26 protein-coding genes are annotated in these 25,663 nt (G+C 63.0%); 8 read left to right on the forward strand and 18 right to left on the reverse strand.

Annotation, left to right across the window (positions count from 1 at the left end; translation table 11 throughout):
• Nucleotides 1-134: 134 nt before the first annotated feature.
• Entirely contained in the window at nt 135-932 is a 798-nt protein-coding gene (locus tag AMK02_RS12905) for a class I SAM-dependent methyltransferase (RefSeq protein WP_064803301.1), read from the forward strand.
• Nucleotides 933-1,021: 89 nt separating this feature from the next.
• Here the strand turns inward: AMK02_RS12905 and AMK02_RS12910 are convergent, their stop codons facing one another.
• The 5 genes from AMK02_RS12910 to AMK02_RS12930 form a co-directional block, all read right to left on the reverse strand.
• Entirely contained in the window at nt 1,022-2,152 is a 1,131-nt protein-coding gene (locus tag AMK02_RS12910) for an FAD-dependent oxidoreductase (RefSeq protein ID WP_064803303.1), read from the reverse strand.
• Complete coding sequence (locus tag AMK02_RS12915) at nt 2,149-2,829, reverse strand: TetR/AcrR family transcriptional regulator (RefSeq protein ID WP_237358311.1); 681 nt, start codon at nt 2,827-2,829, stop codon at nt 2,149-2,151. The genes AMK02_RS12910 and AMK02_RS12915 overlap by 4 nt, the downstream gene beginning before the upstream one ends.
• 134 nt (nt 2,830-2,963) lie before the next feature.
• Complete coding sequence (locus tag AMK02_RS12920; protein ID WP_039620463.1) at nt 2,964-3,311, reverse strand: hypothetical protein; 348 nt, start codon at nt 3,309-3,311, stop codon at nt 2,964-2,966.
• 126 nt (nt 3,312-3,437) lie between these two features.
• The gene (locus tag AMK02_RS12925) at nt 3,438-4,766 is read right to left on the reverse strand and encodes an extensin-like domain-containing protein (protein WP_064803305.1); all 1,329 of its coding nucleotides are present in this window, start codon (nt 4,764-4,766) and stop codon (nt 3,438-3,440) included.
• Between the two features lie 152 nt (nt 4,767-4,918).
• Nucleotides 4,919-6,739, reverse strand: a complete 1,821-nt coding sequence (locus tag AMK02_RS12930; protein WP_064803307.1) for a methyl-accepting chemotaxis protein — start codon at nt 6,737-6,739, stop codon at nt 4,919-4,921.
• Nucleotides 6,740-7,010: 271 nt separating this feature from the next.
• On the opposite strand from AMK02_RS12930, the gene AMK02_RS12935 reads away from it, so the two are divergent.
• Both AMK02_RS12935 and AMK02_RS12940 read left to right on the forward strand, forming a co-directional pair.
• On the forward strand, nt 7,011-7,397 hold the full coding sequence (locus AMK02_RS12935; RefSeq protein WP_064803309.1) for an acyl-CoA thioesterase: 387 nt from the start codon (nt 7,011-7,013) through the stop codon (nt 7,395-7,397).
• 18 nt (nt 7,398-7,415) lie between these two features.
• Complete coding sequence (locus AMK02_RS12940; RefSeq protein ID WP_064803311.1) at nt 7,416-8,003, forward strand: hypothetical protein; 588 nt, start codon at nt 7,416-7,418, stop codon at nt 8,001-8,003.
• Between the two features lie 294 nt (nt 8,004-8,297).
• On the opposite strand, the gene AMK02_RS12945 is transcribed toward AMK02_RS12940, so the two are convergent.
• The 4 genes from AMK02_RS12945 to AMK02_RS12960 all read right to left on the reverse strand — a co-directional run bounded on the left by AMK02_RS12945 (nt 8,298) and on the right by AMK02_RS12960 (nt 12,969).
• Nucleotides 8,298-9,470 carry a DUF1501 domain-containing protein gene (locus AMK02_RS12945; RefSeq protein WP_064803313.1) on the reverse strand — a complete coding sequence of 391 codons (1,173 nt, stop codon included), beginning with the start codon at nt 9,468-9,470 and terminating at the stop codon, nt 8,298-8,300.
• A gap of 10 nt (nt 9,471-9,480) precedes the next feature.
• Nucleotides 9,481-10,992 (reverse strand): DUF1800 domain-containing protein, encoded by a 1,512-nt coding sequence (locus AMK02_RS12950; protein WP_064803314.1) that lies wholly within the window; start codon nt 10,990-10,992, stop codon nt 9,481-9,483.
• Between the two features lie 115 nt (nt 10,993-11,107).
• Nucleotides 11,108-11,935 carry a class I SAM-dependent methyltransferase gene (locus AMK02_RS12955; RefSeq protein ID WP_064806199.1) on the reverse strand — a complete coding sequence of 276 codons (828 nt, stop codon included), beginning with the start codon at nt 11,933-11,935 and terminating at the stop codon, nt 11,108-11,110.
• Between the two features lie 152 nt (nt 11,936-12,087).
• On the reverse strand, nt 12,088-12,969 hold the full coding sequence (locus tag AMK02_RS12960; RefSeq protein WP_064803316.1) for an NmrA/HSCARG family protein: 882 nt from the start codon (nt 12,967-12,969) through the stop codon (nt 12,088-12,090).
• Nucleotides 12,970-13,070: 101 nt separating this feature from the next.
• Here AMK02_RS12960 and AMK02_RS12965 point away from each other — a divergent pair, with 101 nt between their 5' ends.
• Entirely contained in the window at nt 13,071-13,994 is a 924-nt protein-coding gene (locus tag AMK02_RS12965) for a LysR family transcriptional regulator (RefSeq protein WP_064803318.1), read from the forward strand.
• Between the two features lie 16 nt (nt 13,995-14,010).
• On the opposite strand, the gene AMK02_RS12970 is transcribed toward AMK02_RS12965, so the two are convergent.
• From AMK02_RS12970 to AMK02_RS12990, 5 genes are all read right to left on the reverse strand, one after another.
• Nucleotides 14,011-14,265, reverse strand: a complete 255-nt coding sequence (locus AMK02_RS12970) for a hypothetical protein (RefSeq protein WP_064803320.1) — start codon at nt 14,263-14,265, stop codon at nt 14,011-14,013.
• A gap of 61 nt (nt 14,266-14,326) precedes the next feature.
• The gene (locus AMK02_RS12975; RefSeq protein ID WP_064803322.1) at nt 14,327-14,704 is read right to left on the reverse strand and encodes a response regulator; all 378 of its coding nucleotides are present in this window, start codon (nt 14,702-14,704) and stop codon (nt 14,327-14,329) included.
• Nucleotides 14,705-14,843: 139 nt separating this feature from the next.
• Complete coding sequence (locus AMK02_RS12980; protein WP_442966371.1) at nt 14,844-15,407, reverse strand: NuoB/complex I 20 kDa subunit family protein; 564 nt, start codon at nt 15,405-15,407, stop codon at nt 14,844-14,846.
• A 140-nt stretch (nt 15,408-15,547) separates the two neighbouring features.
• The gene (locus tag AMK02_RS12985) at nt 15,548-15,916 is read right to left on the reverse strand and encodes a DUF4087 domain-containing protein (RefSeq protein ID WP_064803324.1); all 369 of its coding nucleotides are present in this window, start codon (nt 15,914-15,916) and stop codon (nt 15,548-15,550) included.
• Nucleotides 15,917-16,258: 342 nt separating this feature from the next.
• Complete coding sequence (locus tag AMK02_RS12990) at nt 16,259-17,047, reverse strand: DUF899 domain-containing protein (protein ID WP_064803325.1); 789 nt, start codon at nt 17,045-17,047, stop codon at nt 16,259-16,261.
• A gap of 261 nt (nt 17,048-17,308) precedes the next feature.
• Between AMK02_RS12990 and AMK02_RS12995 the strand changes: the two genes are divergently transcribed.
• Both AMK02_RS12995 and AMK02_RS13000 read left to right on the forward strand, forming a co-directional pair.
• Nucleotides 17,309-18,079, forward strand: coding sequence for an adenylate/guanylate cyclase domain-containing protein (locus AMK02_RS12995; protein WP_064803327.1), 771 nt, complete (start codon nt 17,309-17,311; stop codon nt 18,077-18,079).
• 146 nt (nt 18,080-18,225) lie between these two features.
• Nucleotides 18,226-18,681: a DUF805 domain-containing protein gene (locus AMK02_RS13000; protein ID WP_064806202.1), complete on the forward strand. Its 456-nt coding sequence runs from the start codon at nt 18,226-18,228 to the stop codon at nt 18,679-18,681.
• A gap of 261 nt (nt 18,682-18,942) precedes the next feature.
• Here the strand turns inward: AMK02_RS13000 and AMK02_RS13005 are convergent, their stop codons facing one another.
• Together AMK02_RS13005 and AMK02_RS30095 are read right to left on the reverse strand one after the other, a co-directional pair.
• The gene (locus AMK02_RS13005; RefSeq protein WP_064803329.1) at nt 18,943-19,332 is read right to left on the reverse strand and encodes a hypothetical protein; all 390 of its coding nucleotides are present in this window, start codon (nt 19,330-19,332) and stop codon (nt 18,943-18,945) included.
• 130 nt (nt 19,333-19,462) lie between these two features.
• Nucleotides 19,463-19,762, reverse strand: coding sequence for a DUF982 domain-containing protein (locus AMK02_RS30095; RefSeq protein ID WP_335726448.1), 300 nt, complete (start codon nt 19,760-19,762; stop codon nt 19,463-19,465).
• 314 nt (nt 19,763-20,076) lie between these two features.
• On the opposite strand from AMK02_RS30095, the gene uvrB reads away from it, so the two are divergent.
• Complete coding sequence (gene uvrB, locus AMK02_RS13010) at nt 20,077-23,085, forward strand: excinuclease ABC subunit UvrB (protein WP_064803331.1); 3,009 nt, start codon at nt 20,077-20,079, stop codon at nt 23,083-23,085.
• A 400-nt stretch (nt 23,086-23,485) separates the two neighbouring features.
• Here the strand turns inward: uvrB and AMK02_RS13015 are convergent, their stop codons facing one another.
• Nucleotides 23,486-24,184, reverse strand: coding sequence for a hypothetical protein (locus AMK02_RS13015; protein WP_064803333.1), 699 nt, complete (start codon nt 24,182-24,184; stop codon nt 23,486-23,488).
• A gap of 118 nt (nt 24,185-24,302) precedes the next feature.
• On the reverse strand, nt 24,303-25,025 hold the full coding sequence (locus tag AMK02_RS13020) for an SOS response-associated peptidase (RefSeq protein ID WP_064803335.1): 723 nt from the start codon (nt 25,023-25,025) through the stop codon (nt 24,303-24,305).
• 210 nt (nt 25,026-25,235) lie between these two features.
• On the opposite strand from AMK02_RS13020, the gene AMK02_RS13025 reads away from it, so the two are divergent.
• Entirely contained in the window at nt 25,236-25,622 is a 387-nt protein-coding gene (locus tag AMK02_RS13025; RefSeq protein WP_064803337.1) for a GNAT family N-acetyltransferase, read from the forward strand.
• The last annotated feature ends 41 nt before the right edge of the window (nt 25,623-25,663 follow it).

Genomic DNA, 25,663 nt, shown 5'->3' on the forward strand with positions numbered 1-25,663 from the left:
TTATCTTGCCGGAAGATTGAGCCAGCCGCGCAGGCAGGCTGGATCGGTTGCGCATTCACGTCTTGTCCGGGAAGGAGGCCGCCCATAGGCTTGCCTCGAGGCTCGGGGCTTCACGAGGAAGACGGAGAGTTGAGATGTCCTCCATAACCGAAGGCAATGCGAGTCAATATGGCGACAGCCGCAAGCTCGCCGCCCGCGCCAGGCTCCATACCGAATATACCATCGCCGAAACGGGCTTGTTTCCGTGGGTCGCCGCGCAGCTGCCTTTGAAACCGGCAGATCGCGTCCTCGACATCGGCTGCGGGCCGGCATGGTTCTGGGCGGCAACGGCGGGTCTGCTGCCGGAGAATCTGCAGCTGACGCTCGCCGACCTTTCGCCAGGCATGGTCGACGAGGTAGTGGCGCGCTGCGGCGCATTGCCCTTCGGTTCCGTTCGAGGCTGCCGAGCCGATGCCGCCACACTTCCCTTCGAAGACGGCGCCTTCGACCTCGTGATCGCCATGCATATGCTCTATCACCTACCCAACCCCGCCGCCGGTATCGCGGAGATGGCGAGGGTGCTGAAACCGGGCGGCTTTCTCGCGGTCACCACCAACGGAATCGGCAATATGCGCGAGATCTATCGCCTGACGACCGTCTTCGGCAGCGCGCCGACCGATCCTGCCGCCGTAGCCTTTGGATATGACGCCGCCGAGCAAATGATGCGGACACAATTCGGAAACGTCGCCATGTCGCAGTATCCGGCAAGCATGCGGATCACCGAACCCGAGGATGTCTTCCTGGCCCTGACCTCTTATCCGCCCGGCGAAGGCGCCGGCGAGCCTCAGCTCAGCGGTTTTCGCAGGGCGATCGCCGATGCCTTCAGGCAAGGTAGCGGCGCGCTCGATGTCAGCAAGGAGACCGGGCTGTTCCTCAGCAGGAAAACGGCCTGATCGGATCGCCGTCTTTCAAGAACGCGTCCGGCCGAGATCGCCGAGAACAGTGCCGGCGGTGAGCGTGAAGAATTCCCGGAGATTGCCTATCACGTAGCAACCGCCTCCACCCCCGGACGCATACCGAGGAAGAAATCGACGAGAGGATGCGGCGCCTGGTCGTTGAAGCAGAGAGCAAGACCCGCGGTTGATTCCTGAGCAGCGCTTTCGCTGCGGGGAAACATGGCGGTTTCGTAGCTGGCGAGCGCCGCCTCGATATCGTCGTGAGCGAGGATCGCCTGGGCCAGGTCCGCGCCGTCGCGCATGGCGAGATTGGCTCCCTCACCGGCGAAGGGAGACATCAGATGCGCGGCATCGCCGATCAGGGTGACACCGGCCCTGCGACCCCAGCGAAGGCCGACGGGCAAGGCAAAGAGCGGCCTTGCAACCAAAGGCGCCTCGCTCCCGGCGATGAGATCGACGAGCGACCGGTCCCAGCCGTCGAACCGCGCCAGCACGTCTTCGAGCAGGCCTCCGGCCTTCGACACGACTTCGGCCGACCACTCGGCCGGCGCCTCGAAGGCAGCGTAGCTGCAGATCATATCGCCCGGCTCGCGATGAGCCAGAATGGCCTTGCGTTCGGAAAGCGCCATCATTGTCCCCTTCCCGACGATCTCGGCCTGCTTCGGAAACCGGGCGGAGACCTCCGTCAAACGCGCTTCCGCAAAAGACAGGCCGGTATAGACCGGCTCGCTATCGGTCAGCAGCGGCCGCACCTTCGACCAGGCGCCGTCGGCGCCGATCAGCACGTCCGTCCGGACCGATAGCCCGTTCGCGAAGCTGACGATATAGGCGCCATCCGCCGCGGCAGCGACAGCAGTAGCGCGATGCCCCCATCGGATGATCCCTTCCGGCATTGATGCGATCAACATGGTCCGCAATTGGCCGCGCTCGACTTCGGGACGCAGATCGTTGCCGGCTTCCGCGAGATGCACCCTGCCCGCCTTGTCGAGAACGCGAAAGGCATCGCCTTCCTCCAGGACGATCTTGCGAAACTTCTCGTAGAGGCCGGCAGCCCCGAGCGCTTTCTGGCCGGTCTCCACATGCATATCGAGCATGCCGCCCTGATGCCGCGCGGAGGGGGAGGCGTCGCTTTCGAAGATGCGCACATCCATTCCGTGGATATGCAGGATGCGGGCGAGTACAAGGCCGCCGAGGCCGGCGCCGAGAATGTTGATCATGCTTTCGTCTCCGCACGTCGTGTCGCGAGAACGCCATTGATCAGCACATCGAATCCCCAATCCAGCCGTTCGCCGCCGCCTGAAAGCAGATCGCCGCTGAGCCGCGTGATATTCGGCAGCGCCTCGGCATCGGCCACTTCGATCGCCACCGTCAGCGAGGAGAACTCCGATGGCGAGCGTGACGATGCCTTCCAGGCGGCCTTTTCGGCGGCCTGCGCCGTGGCGTAGAGCAGCAGCAGATCGACCGCCCATGCCGCATCGGCGTCCGGCACGCCACCCTCGTTCAGGAGTGCCAGAATCGTCTCGACAAGTGCGAGGTAGTTCGCTCCGCTCGGCATGGTCGACATTGCCATCCGCGCCAGTTCCTGATGCTCGAAAAGCACCGCCATATAGCTGCGAAGCGTGCCTTTCAGCCGGCCGCGCCAATCCGCTGATGAAGAAGGCACGGCAACGCCCGCAAGCAGCGCATCGAGGATCTCGGCGTGAAGATCCTCGGTGTCGCTGATATAAACGTAAAGCGACGCAGGCCCGGTATCGAGCACGGCGGCCACACGCCGCATCGTGACCTTCGCCAGTCCTTCCTGATGGAACAGGTGCAACGCTGCTTCAACGATCCCCTCGCGGCTCAAAGCCGGCTTGCTCGGCCTCTCGCGCCGGCTCCTGGGCTGTCGCGCCATTGACCTATCTCCATTAACGAACATGTTCGTAACAAACATGTTCGTTAATGGATGTCAACGAGCAGAACCGGAGATCACCGTTCGAAACCTGACGGATTTGTGGGCTGTCGGCCGCTGCAGCGCCGGAGCGGCACTCAGACCTTCTCTTTTTTCCTGGTCTTTTCCTTCGGCTCGGCCGGCGCATCGGGCGTCGGCGCCAGAAGCTTGCGCAACGATGCGATTTTGTCCTTTACCAGCGGCCGGAAGCGCGTCGCGCGATAGGGCATGTCGGCGGCGCCGTAGCCTTCCGGCCCGTCATCATTACCGCGATGGATTTCCGCGAGCTTCACCCCGATGAACGTGCCGTCGACATAGTGGGTATATTCGCCCACCCAGCGGATCGTATAGATCTCGCCCTTGCGGATCAGCTGGTCGATGCTGACATGCTTGAAGGTGTCGTTGATGCAGACCACCTTCTGGCCGACATGAAATTCATAGCTCATGGATCAAACTCTCAAACGGCAATCCGCCTCGCCCTTCTATAGCGCGCCCGGCGGCGGGGATGAACCCTTTTCTGCCGGCGGACGTCATGCAGCGTGACTGCGCCTCTCTCCGACAATGCCACAAGCTCAGTCGCAATAGACCTTGCCGCTCTTGCGGGAGCGCATATCGAAATGGAAGTGGTTCCAGTGTTCCGGGTTGCTGCCCGGCCCGAGCACCGTGTTGAAATAGCGGCAGCTATCGGTGCGTACCGCCTTCAAGAGCCGGCCCTCGCGATAGGAGAACAGGCCCTTCTTGCGCACATCGATCGCGTGGCCGTTTTTCAGCACGAACTTGCCGACGTCGATAGCATTCCCGCGGGCGTGTTCCGACATCGGATTATATCTCTGCCGGCTGTTGTTCATGCGCCGGCAGGAATAGCCGCCGAGCGGCTGGATCGTCTTGATGCCGCTCCAGTAGCGAAAGCGGGCCGACGGCGCCAACTCGTTCTTCACCCACTTGGCGAAGGCGAGCGTCACCTGGCAATTCAGCGTCACCGCCGGCTGCACGCCGATATTGCCGGAAAGGCCCTTTAGCGAGACCGGATAAGGGACCTGGCAGGCCGGCCCTTGCGATATCGGCGGCTTCTCGTCGAAGAGCACGCCCATACGCTTCAGTTCGCGCCGGCAGGCGAGCTCGGAAGCCGGCATGACGCTCGGGTCGACCGGTGCGGCGGGCTGGCTCATCATCGGATTGTTGGGCCGGAGCATCGCGACTTCTTCGCTCTCGTCCTCTTCGGGAACGCGGGTCGGCTCCAAGACAGGGCGGCCGTCATTCCAGGCGGGAGCTCGGCTCATCTCGGCCTGGGCTGCCGGCTGCGGCATTGCCCGGGGTGCGGACTGGCGCACTGGCTGATTGATCTGAGCCGGACTGTCGGTGCCGATGCCGTCGACGACAGGTTCGCTGGCGTTGCCCTCGGCGATCTGCTGCTGCTGTTCCTGCGCCAGCCCGACGACCGGTTCGGCCCCGAGCTCTTCATCCATGTTGACACCGCCGGACGGGACAGCAAGGTTCTGCGTGCCGCCCCAGTTGCCGTTCGGCTGGCCCGCCGCCAGCGCCTCGTCGCTGTCGATCATCGGCAGCTTGCGGCCATGGGATTCCGGCGCGGCCAGCGTCTGCGGCGCCTGTGCCGTGTGCCCGGCGCCGGCAAGGTTCGGCGTATCGAGATAATCGACCGAGCCCTGACTGCTGCCGACAGGCCCGCCGGAAACAGGATAAGAGGCCTGAGTTTCCGCCGGCGCAAGGCGCTCCGCACGCGCCATACGCGCGGCACCGCGAGACGGTGAAATCGAACTGACCCGGGTGCCATTGTCGACATTGGCCGGCGGCACCAGCCCATCGCTGATCGAACAGGTGGTCAGCGCCGCCGAGAGCAGCACGGGCAGGAAGGCTCGCCGCGGAAAGGAAACAAACGCCATACTCTTATCGCTTCCATGGGCCGGCCGCAGAGTGACCGAAAAAACTCGGTCCAATTTTAATTAAAAACGGTGAATGAAAACTTACCGGCACAATCTGAAGGCGGTGGGAATTGAAAAAGGCCGGTCGCCCGGCCTTTGATCTTTGCCGTTTTTCACGCTGCCCGTGTGTATCGGGTTTCGGTCGGACGCCCCGCCTCGCGCAGGCGGAAATTCGCAAGCAGCGTCTTCAGCTGCGTACTTTCGTCGGCAAGCGTGCGGCTGGCCGCCGTCGTCTCCTCGACCATCGCAGCGTTCTGCTGCGTCATCTGGTCCATGTGATTGACGGAGCTGTTGATCTCGTTGAGCCCCGTCGACTGCTCGCGCGCCGCCGTCGCGATCGAGGCGACATGGTCGTTCACCTGGTTGACCAGCGCCTCGATCTCCAGCAGCGCGTCACCTGTCGAGCGCACCAGCGCAACCCCGCCCTCGACTTCCGCAGCCGACCGGCTGATCAGTTCCTTGATCTCCTTGGCCGCATTGGCGGAACGCTGCGCAAGTTCGCGCACTTCCTGGGCGACGACGGCGAAGCCGCGGCCCGCCTCGCCGGCCCGCGCAGCCTCGACGCCGGCGTTCAGCGCCAGCAGATTCGTCTGGAAGGCAATCTCATCGATAACAGAGATGATCTGGTTGATGCGGCTCGAGGATTCCTCGATCCGGCCCATCGCGGTCACGGCGTTGCGGACGATGTCGCCGGAGCGGCCGGCGCTCGCCTTGGTTTCGGCCACCATCTCGCGCGCCTCGTTCGCCCGCTCGGACGCGGTCTTGACCGTCGCGGTGATTTCGTCGAGCGCTGCGGCCGTTTCTTCGAGTGCGGCCGCCTGCTGCTCCGTGCGCTTCGACAGATTACCGGTCGCCTCGCTGATGTCGGACGCGCTGTCGTTGACGACGCGGCTCGATTCGGCGATCGCATGGATGACGCCGTTCAGCGCATCGACGGCGGCGTTGAAGTCGCTGCGCAGTTTCGCGTAGTCGTCACCGATATCGCCGATCGAAACGGTCAGATCGCCGCTTGCAAGCTTCTCCAGGCCGACACCGAGCGCCTGCATCGCGCGGCTCTGCCGCTCGGAAGCCGAGCGCAAGCTCGCCTCGTTGCCACGGCGCTCGTCCTCGATCTGGCGCTGCCTTTCGTCTTCGCGCCCGCGCAATGCGCTACGCTCGTCGACAGAGTCGCGCAGAACCAGCAGCGCCTTGGCCATCTGGCCGATCTCGTCGCGACGGTCAGCGCCGGCGATCTCGACCGATGCTTCCTCGGCGGCAATCGCATTCATCGCCGTCTTCAGTCGGGCAATCGGCGCCGTCACACTGCGGACGATAGCATAAGCGATCGCGATGGTGGCGGCCGCGCCAAGCAGGCAGAGCGCTGCAGCCCAGATCGCATTCTGGCGATAGAGAGCCGCCAGGTCATCGGCATAGACGCCGGTGCCGACGATCCAGCCCCAGGGCTCGAAACCGGCGACATAGGAATATTTCAGCACGGGCTCATCGGCGCCCGGCTTCGGCCAGTAATAATCAACGAAGCCCTTGCCGTCCTTCTTCACCTTGTTGACGAACTCGACGAACAGGAACTTGCCGGTCGGGTCCTTCATCTGGGAGATATCGGTGCCGTTCAGTTGCGGCTTGATCGGATGCATCACCATAGCGGGGCGCATGTCATTGATCCAGAAATAGCCGTCGGCGCCGTAGCGCATGGCGCCGATCACGTCCTTGGCGGCCGCCTGCGCCTGCTCACGGGTCATCGTACCCGCCTGTTCCATCTTGTAATATTTGTCGAAGATGCCGAGAGCTGTCGCCTCCATCTTCTCCAGCCCGGCCTTCCGCTCCGCTTCCAGCTCGGAATAGGAATAGTTCAGAAAGAAGACCATCGTCGCCGCGAGCACGGCAAGCGTGAAGCCGACGAGGCAGTAAAGACGGGTGGAAATCTTGACGTTACGCATGAGGGTTCCCGGCGATTCTTGGATAGAGACCGCTTTCATTGTGAACCACCGGAATTACTGGAGCGTAAAGTTTTATTAGAAGGCGGTTAAATAACGTAAGGTGAAGTGGCGGTTGTAAAATTCAACCCGCTGAAATCGAATGAGATTTCAGCCGATGACGGCCGCGATATTTGCACCGCCGCCTTCGCTGGCACCGAAAGGGATTGGTCCACGCAACGAGTTCGCCTAACGTGGCTGCAGAATCGTAACACCCAGCCTGAAGGAAACTTCCATGACCGATGCCGCCAAGCCGCGAGGCGAACTGACGCTGCGCACGCTCGCCATGCCGGGCGATGCCAATCCGGCCGGCGATATTTTCGGCGGCTGGGTCATGGCGCAGATGGACCTTGCCTCCGGTATCCGCGCCGCCGAGCGCGCCAAGGGCCGCGTCGTCACCGCCGCCGTCAAGGAGATGGCCTTCGAACTGCCGGTCAAGATCGGCGATACGCTTTCGGTCTATACCGATATCGACCGCGTCGGGCGCACATCGATTACGCTGATCGTCGAAGCCTGGGCGCACCGCTCGCGTTATGCCAAGATGGAAAAGGTCACCGCCGCCACCTTCATCATGGTGGCGCTCGACGAAGAGGGCAAGCCCAAGCAAGTCCCCGAGGAGTGACAGGCCGGGATCGACACCATGGAAACGGTCAGCTCGCCGGAGGTCTTCCTTCATATCAAGGTGGTGATGGGCATGGTCATCAGCCTTTCGCTCGCGAGGCTGTTGACCGGCGTTGCCGGTATCGTCCAACACCCGGCCAAGGCGCGGGTCTATGTCGTCCATCTCGGCTGGGCGCTGTCCCTGTTCCTCTTCATCATCCATATCTGGTGGTGGGAATACCGCCTGCAGGCCGTGCCCGTCATCGGCTTCGGCATCTATCTCTTCCTCGTCTGCTTCTGCAGCCTGTTCTTCCTGCTCTGCGCCCTGCTCTTCCCGGCGAGCCTCGATGAATATGGCGGCTACGAGGAATATTTCATTTCACGGCGCAAATGGTTCTTCGGCATCCTCGGCCTGATCTACGCCGTCGATATCCTCGACACGGCGATCAAAGGTCCGGAGCGCATCCTCTCGCTCGGCTGGGAATATCCCGCCCGTAACATCGTCTACATCCTGCTCTGCGCCCTCGCCGCCTGGACCGCGAACCGCCGCTTCCACACAATCTTCGTCATCGGCAACCTGCTCTACCAGGTGAGCTTCATCTTCAGGCTTTATGATGTGTTGGAGTGAGGCCCGGTCCCGCGAAGCGGGAGCGATCGATCCAGTGAATCGACCGCGGGGCCGAACGCCCTGAGCGAAAGCGAGGGACCGGGCAGCGGCAAATTCTCAAACCTTGTTGGAAGGTCGCGCCCTCTCTCCAGCCTCATCCTGGAGGTGCCCCCGCAGGGGCCTCGAAGGACGGGCTGGCCTCCGCTTCGCCGAGTGCGGATGCTGGCGTGATGCCAAGCCACCCGCCCCCGTGGTTCGAGACGGCCCTTCGGGCTCCTCACCATGAGGGCTGGTCGTTGTGCCGTCCCGCCCCTCTCACACCTTCAAAAACGGTGATCCCTTATCAAAGCCCAGCCCGGGAAATATCTTCCCCGTCAGATCGTCCACACCGACATCGAACTGCCGGTAGAGCATCGCCGCCGCCACCTCGCGCACGTCGGCCGTCGGCATCAGGTCGCGGTCGTCGAGCAGCTGGCCATCGCCGATCCCCGGCCAGCGGCCGAGGATGCGGCCGCCGTTGATCGCGCCGCCGGCAAGGACAGCGCAGCCGCCGGTGCCGTGGTCGGTGCCGGCGGAGCCGTTCTGGCGGACGGTGCGGCCGAATTCCGTCATGGCAAGCACCACCGTCTTTGCCCAGATCTCGGGCCCGAGCGTCGTCTTCAGCGTGTTGATCGCCTGGGCGAGATCCCCTGCCGGTCGCTTGAATTGGCCGGCCTGGCCGATATGGGTGTCCCACCCGGTGATCGAGAAGCTGGCGATGCGGTAATCGCCCTTCAGCATGTTGGCCGCGAGCGCCGCGACGTCGCCGATCTTCTCGCCGCGCTCCCCGTCCGGCTCGATCATCATCGCAGCGCCGTCGGCGCGCGTCGCCTCGGCAAGTGCCTGGGCGAAGGGCGGATCACCGGCATAGAGCCGCGCCAGGAACTGCATCTCGTCACGCGCCGGCGCCAGATTGGAATCCGATGCCCAGACGTCGACATCGTTCGGCCCGGAGAGGATCAGCTCCGTCGACGTGTTGACGTCGATCGCCTTGCGCGCATCCGAGCGGGGGATGACAGCGAGCGCCCGGTTCAGCCAGCCGGTCTTTTCCTCGGCGACATGTTCGCCGCCGGATTCAAGCATGTCCTGCCCGTCGAAATGGCTGCGCTGGTCGCGATAGGGCGTCGACACAGCATGGACGAAGGCGAGCTCTCGGCTCTTCCAGAGCGGCATCAGGTCGGCGGCGGCGGGATTGAGGCCGAAATGCCCGTCGAGATCGAGAAGTCCGCTGTCCGGCGTCAATGCCAAGGTCGGCCTGAGCGCGGCAAAACCGGCGTCGCCGAAAGGCTGCACCAGGTCGAGCCCGTCCATCGCGCCGCGCAGCACAATGGTGACGAAACGATTATCGCCCGGCATCGCTGCGAAGGTGACCGGCGTGAAAACGGGGGCGGCGGCAAGACAGCAGGCCGATGTCAGAAAACCGCGGCGGGAAAGCAAGATCCGGTTCATTGGGAGCCTCCTATCGGCGGTTGAATTCCGGCGATGCCAGCACCAGCGTCAAACCGCTGATCCTGTTCGGCGCCTGCGATACCACGCGGATCGTTTCATCGCGCGCGGCATCGGCAAGCGTCGATCTCAGGAACGCGCGCGGATCCTCGTCGCGGCCGAACTGCGTCGCAGCCCGCCTTGCCCAGGCCAGGCGCTCGGCGAGCTGACTGCCGGTGATCCAGGCGGAAAAGCCTTCCTCGAAACCGGCAGGGCTCGGCGGCAGCCAGGTCGGCTGGCCCATGCGCTTCAGCGCCCCCTGCCCCAATGCCCGCGCCGCCCGAAAGGCCTTGAGCCGCTTGTCCCTCGCCTCTCCGGCGGGATCCGTCGTCACTGGCGCTCCCGCCATGCCAGGCGTATTGGCAGCCATATCGCCCTCGTCCGTTCCCTGCTGATTGGCTGCCAGGAAGCTGCCGACGACGCCGTTGACCGGCCCCGCATTCAGCGCCCTCAGACCGGCAACAACAAAATCGAACGGCTGGCGCGCCTTGGCGCCCTCGTTCTGCCAGGCGGCCGGATGGTCGAGCATGGCGGTATAGACGGCGGTGAGGTCGCCATCCGTCTTTCTCCAAGCCGCCGCCATGTCGGAGACCATCCCCTCGTCTGGCTGGTCGGAGACGAAATGCACCGCGAGCTTGCGGCTGATATGCGCCGCCGTCTTCGGATGGATCGAGAGGTCATCGAGCATGTCGAGATAATCCTCGCGCGAGCGCCGGCGCCCGCCATAACTGACGCCGAGCACCTGATGCTCGCCGGGCTCCGAAATGTTCGGCCGAAAGGCGATATCCATCTCCTTGCGGTCGATGGTGAGTCCCGTCAGCACCATGGCCGCGGCGGTAACATCCGCCTGGGTATAGCCGCTGCCGGCCCCGAGCGTGTGCAGTTCCAGGAGCTCGCGTCCGAGATTTTCGTTCAGCCCCTTGTTGCGCTTGACGCCGCCGGCCGAATCCGGCCCGAGCGAATCCGCCTGGTCGAGGTAGATCAGCATGGCGGGATGAGCGGTGGCGCTGCGCAGAAGATCGCCGAACCTGCCCGAAATGAACGGCCGGATTGCCTCGGCCTCGTAGAGGGGCACGATGAGGCGCATCGGCAGGCTCTTATTGGCGCTGGTGGAGAAATGATCGGTCCAGAAGGTCGAAAGCCGCTCGTAAAAGCCGTGGGGCGACAGCACCGCCTGCATCAGCCGCAGGTTCGCATCGTGCTGAAACTGCTGCTGCGCCTGGCGCTGCACAGCCTTACGCATCTCGCGCCGCGTCGGATCGTCAGTGACCGTCTTGGCATCTTCCCGGATCTGCTTCAGCTGGTCCTGCAAACTGAGGATCGCCCGATGGCGCATGTCGGCGCCGCCGAGCGGAAAATCCGGCGTCGCCGCCGCGCCTTTGGACAACTGCCCGATCAGCTCATCCTTGCTTTGCGGCGCCACCTCGCCCGGCCGGAAACCATAACCGAACCGGATCGCCGCCATCGTCGGGAAAGAGAGGCTCATGCCCGATCACCTCCTGATCACTTGATGGTGACAGGCTGACAGCCGATTGCGACGGGAATCTGTAGGAAATGCGGCGATATCACGACATGGACAATTTGTAATCTACTGAAAAGGCTCAGGTTTCATGCGCGGAAGATGAAGGATGCTCCGCCCTGCCCCGGCACGCCCACGCCACTGAAGCGAACGATCGCGGCCCATCCGGCTCGCCAGCCTCATAGGCGGCCCGAATGGCGGCGTCGACGGCCTTTTTCTTGTCCGGCTCGAGTCCCGCAACATACCTGCCGAGCGGCCCTTCGCCGGCTGCGATCGGCTGCCAATAATCGTCGAAGGAAAGATAGTCCATCCGCACCAGGAGCGAGGTTTCCTCGACATCGGAAAGGCCCTGCGCGATGAAGGTCTGTTTCATTTCCCCCGGCCGCATCATCGGCTGAAAACAATATCGGCGGCGCAGCGGCAGCGCGTCCTCGTCGAGCATGACGGCAGTATCCCACAGCATCCGCATGTTCGACATACCGCCGTAATGGTCCCAGACGGCGGCGGCGACCACGCCGCCGGGGCGGACGACGCGAGCCATCTCGGCCACCGCCTTGCCCGCCTCCGGCACGAAATGCAGCATCAGCAGCGAAATCGCCCTGTCGAAACGGCCGTCCTCGAAAGGCAAGGAGCAGGCATCCGCCTGTTGGAACGATATGCGTGGATCGGTATTGGCCCGTTTCGCCGCCTCGACGAAGACAGGAGAATAATCGATGGCGGCGATCTCCCGCAGGCCGGGCGTTTGCGCAAGCGTGAACGCCAGGCTGCCGGTGCCGCAGCCGACGTCGAGCACGCGATCGCCATCCGCCAGCCCGGCAAAATCGATGAGCATCGGCGCCAGCTTCCGGCTCCACCGGCCCATCAGCCGCTCATAACCATCCGCACTTTCGACATGAAAACTCGACGGCATTGAAGCCTCCTCCCCCAAAGGACCGTGGCTGATTATGAACGCGCCGCCGACGGCCGCAAGCGGATAATCGCTGTCGGTCCGCCGGATCTCCTTGTCCCTCATCCTCGGCCCTGCGCCAAGGATCTGCCGCCCGTCAACCGCCGCGGAACGCGTCAGCCGCCAGCCTTGTCCAGAACGCTCCAATCAAACCCGCCTGCCCAATCGGCGTAACGGTGCCAGCCAACGTCAGGAAAATCGCGGCGAAGGGAGAGAATGTCGGCGTCGTAGCCGGTGCGGTCGAACCATTCATACATCAGCGCCGCATCCTCGCTCTGCTGCCGCATCGCGGCAATCGGCAATTCCTGATAGCCGATCGGACGGCCGAGCACTTCCGACAGGACTTTCACCTGCTCCTCGCCGGACAATTCGTCACCGGCAATGTCGAAACGCCTGCCGAATACCTGTTCGCGCCGTTCGGTCAGGACCGCAACGAAAGCGCCGATATCGGCAAGGCAGATCTGCTGCAACACGCGCCCGGGCGGCAGGGCTGCGGCGTAGACGCCCTGGCGCAGCCCGTCGATAGCCCACGCCGCCACGGTGTTTTCCATGAAGGCGACGGGCGCGCTGATCGTATAGGGAATGCCGAGCCCGGCAATATGCTGCTCGACCAGAAACTTGCTGTCGAAATGCGGAATGCCGGTCCTTCTGTCGGCGTCGGCGACGGAGGAATAAATCAGGTGCCCGATACCGGCAGCCTTCGCCGCATTCGCGGCGGTGATGCCCTGGCGGGTTTCCGCATCCGTCCCGGCCTCGTAGCTATTGCCCATCAGGAACATCGTGTCGACACCGCTCGCAGCCTGCGTCACCGACCCGGCATCGTCGAGATCACCGGCGACGACTTCGACTCCCGCCGCGGCCAGGCGCCTGGCGCTGTCGCTCTCCGGTCTACGGCAGATCGCCCTGACGCGGTGGCCCCGCGCCAGCAATGCGCGGGCGACCGCGCCGCCCTGCTGTCCGGTCGCGCCCGTTACCAGCACGCTTCTTGGCTTGCTCATGTCTCTGCTCCTTGTCGTTTGGCGATGAGCCAGAGGTAAGACTTGCCGCATTGAACCATAATGGCCTAAGATTGAGAAACATCGTGCCACTGGTGAATACAATGCTCGATCTCAACGACATCGTCGTCTTCGCCCGTGTCGTCGAGGCCGGCAGCTTCACCGCCGCCGCCCGCCTGCTCGCCATGCCGAAGACGACGGTCAGCCGCCGTATCGCCGCGCTTGAGCGCGAGGTCGGCGTGCGGCTCCTGCAGCGGACCACCCGCAGCCTCAGGCTGACGCATGCGGGACGCCTCTATTACGAGGAGAGCAGTGAGGCGCTTCGCACCCTCGAGCAGGCGAACCTTCGGCTGGCCGAGGCGCGGGCCGAGCCAGCCGGCACGATCCGCATCTCCGCGCCCGTCGGCTTCGGCGACCATTTCCTCGCCGCTGCTATCGTCGACTTCCTCGCGGCCTACCCGAAGACCAAGGTCGAACTGCGCCTGACCGACGACAGGCTCAATCTTATCGAGAACGGCATAGACCTCGCCTTCCGCACCGGCATTTTGGAGGATTCGACGCTGATCGCCCGCAAGCTCGGCTCGGCCTACAGGATTCTCTGCGCCAGCCCGGACTATCTCGCCCGCTGCGGCACGCCCGGTCGGCCGGCGGACCTCACCGGCCACGACTGCGTCATCGCCGGTCCGTCGGCGGCCAATGTGCCCTGGGTGCTGGAGAGCGCGGACATCCGGGAAATAGTCACGGTATCGGGACGGTTCGCCGCCAACGAGATGCAGGCGGTCATGGCCGCTGCAATTGCCGGCTACGGCATCGCGCAATTGCCGCACGGCCTCGCCGAGGCCTGCATCGCGGATGGCCGACTGCGCCGCGTCCTTGATGATTACACGACGCCGACCGGCGGCTTGCATGTCGTCTACCCCAACAGTCAGCACCTGTCGCCTTTGGTCAAGGCCTTCATCAACCTCGCCGCCACGCGGCTGAACGCGGGGAATGGCGCGAACGATGACCTGGCGGTCATATTGCCATAGATCCGTATGCCCCCCGTCACTGCCAAAGAAAATCCGGTCCGGTGCTCTGCGACGTCAGCTTGAGAGTGCCGTCCGGCTGAACGACATAGGTCTCGAAGACGCGGTAGCCGAACTGGCCGAGAAAGGTGTTCTTGACAACCGTTCCCGCGCGATACGGCGAATGAATGACCTTTCCGCCATAGGTGAGACTACCGGGAAGCGCCTGCGGTTCGCCGGCCGCGCTGGCACAGGCTGTCAGCGCCGATAGAACGGCAATGAGCGCGTGCTTCATCAGACGACCTCGAGGTTGACATTGTCGGCCAGACGCCTCGATCCCTTCGACAGCCGGGCGGTCAGAGGACGGCATTGCTGCCCTCGAAGTCCCTGCGCAAAGCCTGTGCCCGCGAGAGCGCGCTGGCGATCCTGTCGTCGGTGAAGGGTTTGGGGATGATGTCGAGTGCACCTTCCATGCCATTTCCGACATTCTCCGGACTGCCGGTGACGAAGATGACATCGATGCCGTAGCGGTCGATCAGCCGGCGGGCAAGCTGCGCGCCGCTGACCCCGTCCGCGAGACTAAGATCGACGAGCGCGACGTCGCTTTTCGGAGCATAGGCGAGGGCCTGCTCAACGGTCGAAACCGGTCCGACGGTCTGGTGTCCGGCATCCTGCGCGATACGTTCGAGCTCCAGGGCAATGAGGCCCTCGTCTTCAACGATCATGACTTTCATGGATCCTCCTCCTCCCATCGCAGGCTCGCCGGTGGACACATCCCCGGTCACCGTCCTAACGCAACTCCCGCTCGAAAGTTTCCGCCGCAAAGGAGGGGCGTGCGAAAAATGGTAAGCAATTCGGTAAGGGCATCGGCAGCTACCGCTCGATGCTGCCGTTGCGCCGGATCTTCCGCTGCAGGAGCAGAATGCCGTAGAGCAACGCTTCGGCCGTCGGCGGGCAGCCGGGAACATAGATGTCGACCGGCACCACCCGGTCGCAGCCGCGCACGACGGAATAAGAATAATGGTAATAGCCGCCGCCATTGGCGCAGGAGCCCATGGAGATGACGTAGCGCGGTTCCGGCATCTGGTCATAAACCTTGCGCAGCGCAGGCGCCATCTTGTTGCACAGCGTACCTGCCACGATCATCAGGTCCGACTGCCTCGGGCTTCCGCGCGGGGCGACGCCGAAGCGCTCGACATCGTAGCGCGGCATGGACATCTGCATCATCTCGATGGCGCAGCAGGCAAGACCGAAGGTCATCCACATCAGCGAGCCGGTGCGCGCCCAGGTGATGAGTTCGTCGGTGCTGGTGACTAGAAAGCCTTTGTCGGCAAGCTCGGCATTGATCGTCCCCATCGTCGGGTCGCCCTGCCGCTGTTCACCGGGGAACTGCAAATTGCGCGGGGCCGAGTACGGTTGCGTGAAGGACGGCATCATCTTCTCCTGTGAGCCGACCTCAAACACAGCGCGCACGACAAAGTTCCAGCCGCGCCCGTCCCGGTACGATAATGGACGGGAGTTTTTTTCATAAGTTTTCCAAGATGCGGCGCTCAACGCCAAAGCGATCGCCCGCCCTATCACTGGCCCTTGTCGAGGAACCAGCCGATGGCAGCATCGTTCCGGCATCGGGAAAGCGGCAATTGCCGCACGGAGTGAATACGGGTGATTCCCTCCTCACCATCCGTGTCAACGTCCATGCAGGCGCAGGCATAACCATGCGAGGCATAGGTGTAGACAAATTCGCCGGCCGTCAGGTCGGGGATCTTGTCCATTCCCTCGGCGGCCTTGTAGCCGCTGCCATTGTCCATGATGGTCCAGCCGCCGCCGGCATCCATGAGCGACCATTTGGCCATCGAGGGATTTTCCAGCCAGCCGCAGCGGCGTTCGGCATGCGCCGCGGCGGGCGCGAGAAGCACCATCAGAACAAGCGCATGCAATCTCATCATCGACCCCTCCGCCTCGCCGGCCACTATGCATGGTCAGTGGCCGGCAAGGCAACTCGGGTAATTCAGACCGCGCGACTTCTCTCCATCATCGCGCCAACTCTTCCAGCCGCTCGCCCTCGTCCTTCGAGGCTCCGGCCTTGAGCACGAGATACTTTCGTCTTTCCTTTGCGGGCGTGCTGTGTGGCACCCCCCTCTGCCCTGATGGGCATCTCCCCCACAAGGGAGATCGGCAGAGGTTGGACCATCGTTCCCTCGTGACCGTAGCGCAGCAGCTATAAGGTAGTTGTTTTGGGGAAGCCATCGCGCCCAGCCGATCTCCACCTTGTGGGGGAGATGGCCGGCTCAGGATTTCCCCTTGGCGCTTTCCTCCCGGAACGCCGCTTCACCGGCATCGGAGACCTCGACCCATTTCTTGTCGGGCTCGGCGTCGGCAACGTAACTGTCGTGCCAGTTCCACCATTTGTAGGTCGGGGTCTGCGGATAGCCCGCAGGCGAATCCTCCCAGACTTCCTGGCGTCCGAGCGGCGTGATGTCGAGATAATTCCAGGTGCCGCCCATCTGCTCGTCGCCGCGGTTATTGACGAAATAGGTGCGGAAGATGCGCTCGCCGTCGCGGTAGAAGACATTGGTGCCGTGCCATTCGTCGACGCCGAAATCCTTGTCGAAGTCGTCGGTGATCGTCACCCACGGCATCGTCCAGCCCATCCGTTCCTTCAGCCGCACTATGTCGGCCTGCGGCGCGCGCGAGGCGAAGACCAGCGTCGTGTCGCGGGCGTTGAGATGGGCGACATGGGCGACCTGATCGGCAACCATCGAGCAGCCGCGGCAGGCATGCTCGGGCCAGCCGAAGACGCCGGGCTCGTAAAAAGCGCGGTAGACGATGAGCTGGTGCCGGCCTTCGAACAGGTCGAGCAGGCTGATCCTGCCTTTCGGCGCTTTGAAAGCATATTGCTTTTCGACGGCCATCCATGGCATGCGCCGCCGCTCGGCGGCAAGCGCGTCACGGGCACGCGTATGCGCCTTTTCCTTCACGAGAAGTTGCCTGTGAGCCGCCTCCCAGGCCGCCTGCGACACGACGGGCGGCCCCTGCATGGCCTGCCCGCCCTTTCCATTCCCGGCTGTTGCAGTCATCGCTTCAATCTCCTCTTTAGGGCGAGTTCCCGCGCCTCCTGTCCGAAAGCCGGTGCATCGCGATTGGTCGGAGATAGTTTCGCATCGGGCATCGAACAGTGGGAGTAACAACTGTGTCTGTTATCCCACGGCCAACGCAGTTGGTCCGCAGGCCAACGCAACGGCTCCGCCCGCGGTCGATGAAACCTCCTCAACCAACACAACAGTTGCCAAAAGCCACATGTTGACGGAAGCTTCACCACGGCCATTGGATCGCGTGACATGACGACAGAATCCACCTTCACGGAGCAGGCAAGGCATGGCAGCGCCAGGATCTGCCGCGGCTGCTGGGATCAGATGCATATGCCGATCCCGATCGGCGGCCCGCTCGCGCTTCCCTTCCGCGCCTTCGGCATCACCCGTAGCAAGATGAATCCCGATATCTGCACCATCTGCGAGCGCTCGTTCCAATATGTGAAGAAGCAGCGCCAGATCACCGTCGATGCCACCATCCTGTTCGCCGACATCAGGGGCTTTACCGATCTTTCCGAGCGTATCGAGGCGGTGCGCTTGAGCGAAATCGTCAGCCTGTTCCAGGATCGCTGCGCCCAGGCGATCTGGGCGCATGACGGCATCGTCAACAAGCAGATGGGCGACGGCCTCATGGCGATCTTCAATTTCCCGATCATCCGCAAGGATCACGCCGGCGCGGCGATCAGCGCCGCCCAGGAGATCCAGCGCAACTGCGCCGCGGCGCTGAATAGCCTGGCGCCCGGCGCCCTGCCCGGCCGCTCCATCGGTGTCGGCGTCGGCATCCATTCCGGCGAGGTGCAGATCGGCGAATTCTCCAGCTTCCGCAGCGACTTCACCGCCATCGGCGGCGTCGTCAACCAGGCCGCCAGGCTGGAATCCCAGGCCGCCGCCGGCGAGATCCTGGTTTCCGCCGAGACGGCGGCCGGGGCCGCCGCTCTCGTTGCCGGAGCGGAAGAGCGCACGCTGACGCTGAAGGGCATAGAACAGCCCGTATTAGCGCGGGTGCTGGTCAAGCACTGACCGATCAGGCCGCGCGCCACCCAGGCATCATCCCACCCTCAAAGTCGCGGAGAAATTTCTCGCGCTGCGATTGATGACGAATCGCCTTGCAATCGATTAATCTGCAAAAGCGCGTTCATTAAACCATTTAGCCGTTGGGGTATTACTTGGGCAGTTTTTCTCTGTGGCACTGGCTGATCGTCTTGATCCTCATAGCCGTGCCGTCAATCTTCATCTTCAGAAAACCGCCGGCCGGCCCGAACCGCTTCGGCGGCCCGGCTGAGCCGATGGGTTTCGGCCAGGCGATCGGCAGCTATTTCAAGAACTACGTGAACTTCCGCGGCAGAGCGAGCCGATCGGAATTCTGGTATTCGGCACTCTTCCTCTCTCTCGTCGCCATCGCTTTGCTTGCCGTGGATCGGAGCGAAACCTTGAACCGGATCTGGTCGCTGGCCACGTTTCTTCCGTGGATCGCCGTCGCCGCCCGACGCCTTCACGACGTCAACCGAAGCGGATGGCAGCAGCTTCTCGGATTTTTGTTTCCCGTTGGAACGATTGCCGTCCTAGTATGGTACTGCAGAGCGCCGACGGCGGATCATTCCAGAGAGGCGGTCTTTGCCTAGGGACAGTGTGAGGATGGTTCTCCCCGCGGGTTAGGTGTTGCCTTTGCTGGTGCGGCCTATCCGTTGCGCGGACTGCCGGATGCGCAGTCCGCTTCCAGCAGCCGGAGGTTGGACGATGCCGCAGCCCCTACCCGCGCGCCGCGGCTATGTCGGCAAGGCCCACGAGAGCCTCACCAAGGTGCCTCGAACGGCGAGGCGGGCGCGCCGGCGGTCGGTGGCTATAAGCAGCAAAACCGACGCGGGCGAGCCCTCGCAGCCGCGTCAGGTCTTCATGCCGGTCAGCTCAGGAAACGGGTAGTAGCGCAGCCGCTTGTCCTGGCAACGGTAGTCATTCGCCGTTGCGCCGAGGATTTGGCCATCCGTGAAGGAGACGCCGAGATAGGCCCAGTCGCCCCAGCTGTGCTTGGGCACCACACGCACACAGTAAGCATAGATCTTTTTCTCAGGCTCAAGCAGCACCACGCTGGAAATCCGCGCCCAAACCACTTCTCCCGCTTCGTGTCTGTAACTTCTCTTGAATACGATGTTGATGAAGTTCTGTCGGACGTCACTAGAGGGCGCACGTTGGGAATCCGCAACGGATTGCGACACTGGGGCATTGCAGCCGACCAGCATCAGCAGGGCAGCGCAAGCGAGAATTTTTATTCTCATTCGGTTGTTTCTCCAAAGAATCGGAGCGTGATAAACGCTGCGCATTTCTACAAATACAGCGCGAATAATATTTGCAATACATAAAAATTGTTCGACGCCGCGCATTAGACGCGGGTCCGGCTGAATAGCTCTATTTATGCCCGGGGTTTGAAACCGAACTTGTGGTCCCATTCCCATCATCATCATTGATCGCCACGCCAGCCTCCAGCGCCGCAAGGATAAAAGCCTGCCGCACCGTTTCCGCCGGCATGCGGCCGGCAAGCCAGGCGCGGCAGAAATCGATCGCCCTCTGCTGATGGACGCCGCCATTGATCGGCCAGTCGGAGACGAGTGCGTAAAGCGCATCCTGCGGTGAGCGGAGAACCAGCCGCTCGCCGGTATCAAGTTCGATCGAGATCGATTTTTTCCAGAAGGCGGAATGGTCGCTAATGGCAGTCGCACCTGCAGCTGAATTGACATAGGATTAACTGCCGAGGGCCGATCCCGGTTCCAGTGCGGGCGAGAGGATGGCACCGGTGCCCCGCCCAAGAGAGCTTCATCCTGGAGCGCCCCGCCGGGGCCCGAAAGAGAAGGCGGGTGCGCTGACGTTCATGCTGCAATGAGCAGCGCTGGAGCGTGTCCTTCGAGGCTCCGCCCGCCGGCCACAAGCCGGGCAATTATTGAGCCAATCCGAACGATTCATTCGTTTCCCTTTTGTACTCTTTGCCTCTTCCCTTTCGCGCTGACTCTCTCCATATTCGCGCCATGGCCAAAGCTCCGAAAAAATCTCCGACCTCGAATGGTTTCGAGGAAGCCCCGCAATCGTCCTTTGAAGGCGCCCCCCTCTCCGGCTCCGTCGCTGATTGGGTGAAGCAGCTTGAAGCCGATGCAGAAGCCTCCGGCGTCGAGAGCCAGCGCGAGATTGCCTCGAAAGCGGGCAAGCACCGCAAGAAGGTGGAGAACGAAGCACGCAAGCATTCGGAAGCCGTCAGCGTCAACAAGAAGGCGACGGTGAGCAAGACCGCGCGCGGCGTCTCGATCGGCGGTTCCTCCGACCCGAAGACGCGCGCCGCCGCCGGCCTGAACCCGGTGGCGGGTCTCGACATTTCGCTCGAGGATGCCGGCAGCATCTCGCCCGGCGGTGTCACCGCCACCGTGGAGGCGCTGTCGAAGCTGATCGAGAGCGGCAACCCGCTGCACAAGAACGGCAAGATCTGGACGCCGCACCGCCCTGCCCGCCCGGACAAATCCGAAGGCGGCATCACCATCCGCATGGACTCGGAGTACAAGCCGGCCGGCGACCAGCCGACGGCGATCCGCGATCTCGTCGAGGGCCTGCAGAATGGCGACCGCAGCCAGGTGCTGCTCGGCGTCACCGGCTCCGGCAAGACCTTCACCATGGCCAAGGTGATCGAGGAAACGCAGCGCCCGGCCGTCATCCTGGCGCCGAACAAGACCCTGGCCGCCCAGCTCTATTCCGAGTTCAAGAATTTCTTCCCCGACAATGCGGTGGAATATTTCGTTTCCTACTACGATTACTACCAGCCGGAAGCCTATGTGCCGCGCTCCGACACCTATATCGAGAAGGAAAGTTCGATCAACGAGCAGATCGACCGCATGCGCCACTCGGCGACGCGCTCGCTGCTCGAACGCGACGATTGCATCATCGTCGCCTCGGTCTCCTGTATCTATGGTATCGGCTCGGTCGAGACCTATACGGCCATGACCTTCCAGATGAATGTCGGCGACCGTCTGGACCAGCGCCAGCTGCTGGCCGATCTCGTCGCCCAGCAATATAAGCGCCGCGACATGGATTTCACCCGCGGCTCCTTCCGCGTTCGCGGTGACACCATTGAGATCTTCCCCGCCCACTTGGAAGACGCGGCCTGGCGCATAAGCATGTTCGGCGACGAGATCGACGCCATCACCGAGTTCGATCCGCTGACCGGCCAGAAGACCGGCGATCTGAAATCGGTGAAGATCTACGCCAATTCGCACTATGTCACCCCGCGCCCGACGCTGAACGGCGCCATCAAGGCGATCAAGGAGGAGCTGCGGCTGCGCCTCGCCGAACTGGAGAAGGCCGGCCGCCTCCTGGAGGCTCAGCGCCTGGAGCAGCGCACCCGCTACGATATCGAGATGCTGGAAGCCACCGGCTCCTGCCAGGGCATCGAGAACTATTCGCGCTACCTCACCGGCCGCGACCCCGGCGATCCGCCGCCGACGCTGTTCGAATATATCCCCGACAACGCCATCGTCTTCATCGACGAAAGCCATGTCACCGTGCCGCAGATCGGCGGCATGTATCGCGGCGACTTCCGCCGCAAGGCGACGCTGGCCGAATACGGCTTCCGCCTGCCCTCCTGCATGGACAACCGGCCGCTGCGCTTCGAGGAATGGGACGCCATGCGCCCCGACACGATCGCCGTCTCGGCCACACCAGGCAGCTGGGAGATGGAACAGTCGGGCGGCGTCTTCGCCGAACAGGTGATCCGCCCCACCGGCCTGATCGACCCGCCGGTCGAAGTCCGCTCCGCCCGCACCCAGGTCGACGACGTGCTCGGCGAGATCCGCGAGACTGCGGCCAAGGGCTACCGCACCCTCTGCACCGTGCTGACCAAGCGCATGGCCGAGGACCTGACCGAATATCTGCATGAGCAGGGCGTGCGCGTGCGCTACATGCATTCCGACATCGACACGCTGGAGCGTATCGAAATCATCCGCGACCTGCGCCTCGGCGCTTTCGACGTGCTCGTCGGCATCAACCTGCTGCGCGAGGGCCTCGACATTCCCGAATGCGGCTTCGTCGCCATCCTCGACGCCGACAAGGAGGGCTTCCTGCGCTCGGAAACCTCGCTGATCCAGACGATCGGCCGAGCCGCCCGTAACGTCGACGGCAAGGTCATCCTCTATGCCGACAACGTCACCGGCTCCATGCAACGTGCCATGGACGAGACCGCCCGCCGCCGCGAAAAGCAGATGGCCTATAACCTCGAAAACGGCATCACCCCGGAATCGGTCAAGGCCAAGATCTCCGACATCCTCGACTCCGTCTACGAGCGCGACCACGTCCGCGCCGACATCTCGGGCGTCTCCGGTAAAGGCTTCGCCGACGGCGGCAACCTCGTCGGCAACAACCTGCAGGCCCACCTCAACGCGCTCGAAAAAAGCATGCGCGACGCCGCCGCCGACCTCGACTTCGAAAAAGCCGCCCGCCTCCGCGACGAAATCAAACGCCTCAAGGCCGTGGAACTTGCGGCGATGGACGATCCGATGGCGCGGGAGGAAGCCCGCAACCAGGAAGGCGGCAAAAGGAACGGAAAAGCCAACCGCGAGTCGATCTCCCCCCTTGTGGGGGAGATGTCCGGCAGGACAGAGGGGGGTACCACACCCTCCTACTTCTCCAAACCCACCCTCGACGACATGGGCCCAGGCACCGACACGGCCACCCCGCTCTTCCGCAAGCCGGAACTTGACGAAATGGGCCGCCACGTCGCCACCCCCGCCGACAACAAGAGCCTCTTCCGCCGTAATACCCTCGACGAAATGACAGTCGGCCGCACGGAAAAGCCGGTGACCGGCCATGTGCCTGACAAGCCGGACGCCGCCAGGGGCACGAAGCGGTTCTCACCACTGCTGGAAGGCCAGCCAGAACGCGACGACGATGTTCGGCCGGTGGTGCGCGGCCGGGTTGGCGCCGGGAGCTATGAGGAGCCGGGCGAGCAGAAGCGCAAGGGGCGGACGAAGGGGAAGACGGGCCGGCCGGGGCGGTAAGCGATCTTAGCTCCATCGTCTGTAATGCCGTTGCCATCTTGCAGGATGTCTTTTGCAGAATTTGACGGCTTCAGCTGCAGTAAGGTGACGTTAAATTCTCGTAGATTGTGCTGTGTAATGCGACCTTAAACCTAAATACCGTAGATTATCCCTTCGAAACGTTGGTTCAGCAGGGTAAAGCAAATCCTCCAAAACTGATCCTCGATCCAGATTTTCAGCGAAACTATAAATGGGACAAGGAGGGATGGGCGCGCGCGTCCAAATTTATCGAATCATGCCTGATGCGGATTCCACTTCCTTCCTGCTACTTCGCTGAGACCAAAGATGGATCGCATTTCATAGGCGGCCAGGCCCTAAAGTCGGCCCTACCTGAGCCTTACACCACGCCCTCCGCCCTCCCTCACCCATACCCAGCCCTCGCCTCTCCCTTCACCAGCGCAAAATAAATCCGCTCCACCCGACAGGCCGCGCTTCTCGCGCTCGCCTCATACCCCGCCGCCGGCCAGCCGCGGCGCGGGCTGCCGTCGGCTGATATCAGCCAGTACCAGCGCTCGTCGGAGCCGGTGAGATCGATCTTGAAGATCCGCCCCATGCAGGTTTCGCCGTCAAAACCGATGAAATCGTCGCCTGGTTTCTCCTTCCAGGCGTGGCGCCATTTGCCCCTGGGCCTCTCGCCGCTGACGATCACCTCCCAGTCTTTCCAGCCGTTATAGTTCGATCGCGCCGTCAGCGACCCGTCATAGGGCTTCTGGTCGAATTCCATGCAGGCTTCCAGGAAAACAGCGACGGACTCGCAGACGGTTCTCCACGCATCGTCATCGCGGGATGTCAGCCTGTAGGCGAGCTCATCGGGCACATTGCCCAGTGCCTGGGCGATGGCGAAGACCACGCCTTCCCTGGTCGCCGGTCGGCCGTTCGCCGTGATGTCGAGATAGGTGCAGAGGAACTCGGCTACCTCGTCCGCCATCGTAGCGATGACATCAGGCTTTCGGCGCTTGCCGATCTCATAGCCGCCGAAGTCCCGGATCCGGCGCTGTGTCTGTCTGCGAAGGGCATTGTTGAGGAACGACCGTAACAGCGTTCCGGCGTCGTCCTGCATGCGTTGTCCTCTCCTCGTGAGGATGTGTTTGCCGCATGGTTTCGTGAATGGCTCCGCCCGAGCCGGTGAATCAGAGCGTTTCCAGAGGTAAGACCGCCACCGCTTTGCCTGACTTGCCCTAGAGCAGCGTCGGCTCCGGATCGTCCTCGACTTCCTCGATGATCTCAGGCCCGTCATTCCTGGGCGAGCCGACGCCCCGCCCGATCTTCCACATCGTCATCAACTCGGCCGGGAAAGGTCTCATCAAATCGTTCGGATCCGGCTCCGGCGACAGCCAGCGTTCATAATCCTCGCGATGCAGGATAACAGGCATGCGGTCATGGATCTCAGCCATCATTTCGTTCGGCTCGCAGGTGACGATGGCGAAGTTGCGGATCGAAATGCCGTTCTCATCTTTCCAGCTTTCCCAGATGCCGGCGAGCGCGAAGGCGGAGCCGTCCTTCATCGCGATCGCATAGGGCTGCTTGTTCTTGCCCGTGCCATGAATGTCCTTCCACTCAAAGAAGCCGTTGATCGGCACCAGGCACCGGCGCGAACCATATGCCGCGCGAAACATGCCATTGGAAGCGATGCTCTCGCAGCGGACATTGACCGGCGGCGGCCGGCCGCCTGATTTGGCCCAGGAGGGCAGCAGACCCCAGCGTGCCGACGCGAAGATGGGGCCCGTTACATCAGGCTCGCGCACGACGTCCCTGATGATGATGGGGTAATCCAGCGACGGCGCGCCGTTCCATCGGGGAAAGCGATTTCCCAGCCCGTCAATATCCCCGCCCCTGACAGCAAATGGGAAATTGCTGATCAGCTCCTCAAGCGAGGTCTTGACGAATATGCGTCCGCACATGGAACCCTCTCTGCCGGTGGAATGTCAGATGTTCTCATTATGTTCCGTGGCGACAGGGTGTCAACGACGCCTCAGTTGCGCCCCTGCGGGAATGCCCGCGCCTCATATGTGTAACATGTGCTGCAGCTTCGAACCAATCCACCGTGATTGATCCGCAACCTCCCGGCCCTAGCTTCTGCTCTCGGCCGGCTCGAACGGAGAAAACCACCCATGCTGGAACTGCGCACCGACCCCTTCCCCGCCGCCGACGAACTGAACGCCCTCTTTTCTGCCGCCTGGGGCAGCCCGCACAGGCGGGATTTCGCCGAAATCCTCTCCCGCAGTCTCGCCCATATCGGCGCCTATAACGACGGCAAGCTCGTCGGCTTCGTCAATGTCGCCTGGGATGGCGGCATTCATGCCTTCCTCCTCGATACGTCGGTCCATCCCGATATGCGGCGACAGGGCCTCGCGACGCGTATGGTCAGGCAGGCTACGAGCATCGCCCGCGAGCGCGGCGCTCAATGGCTGCATGTCGATTTCGAACCGCAGCTGACCGGCTTCTACCGCGCCTGCGGATTTATCCCGACTGCGGCGGGCCTCATCAAGCTCGCATGAGAGATTTCACCGGAAGCCGTCCGCAGGCGCAAGCCCGTCGT

Source organism: Rhizobium sp. N731 (assembly GCF_001664145.1).
In the GTDB taxonomy this organism is placed as follows: Bacteria; Pseudomonadota; Alphaproteobacteria; order Rhizobiales; family Rhizobiaceae; genus Rhizobium; species Rhizobium esperanzae.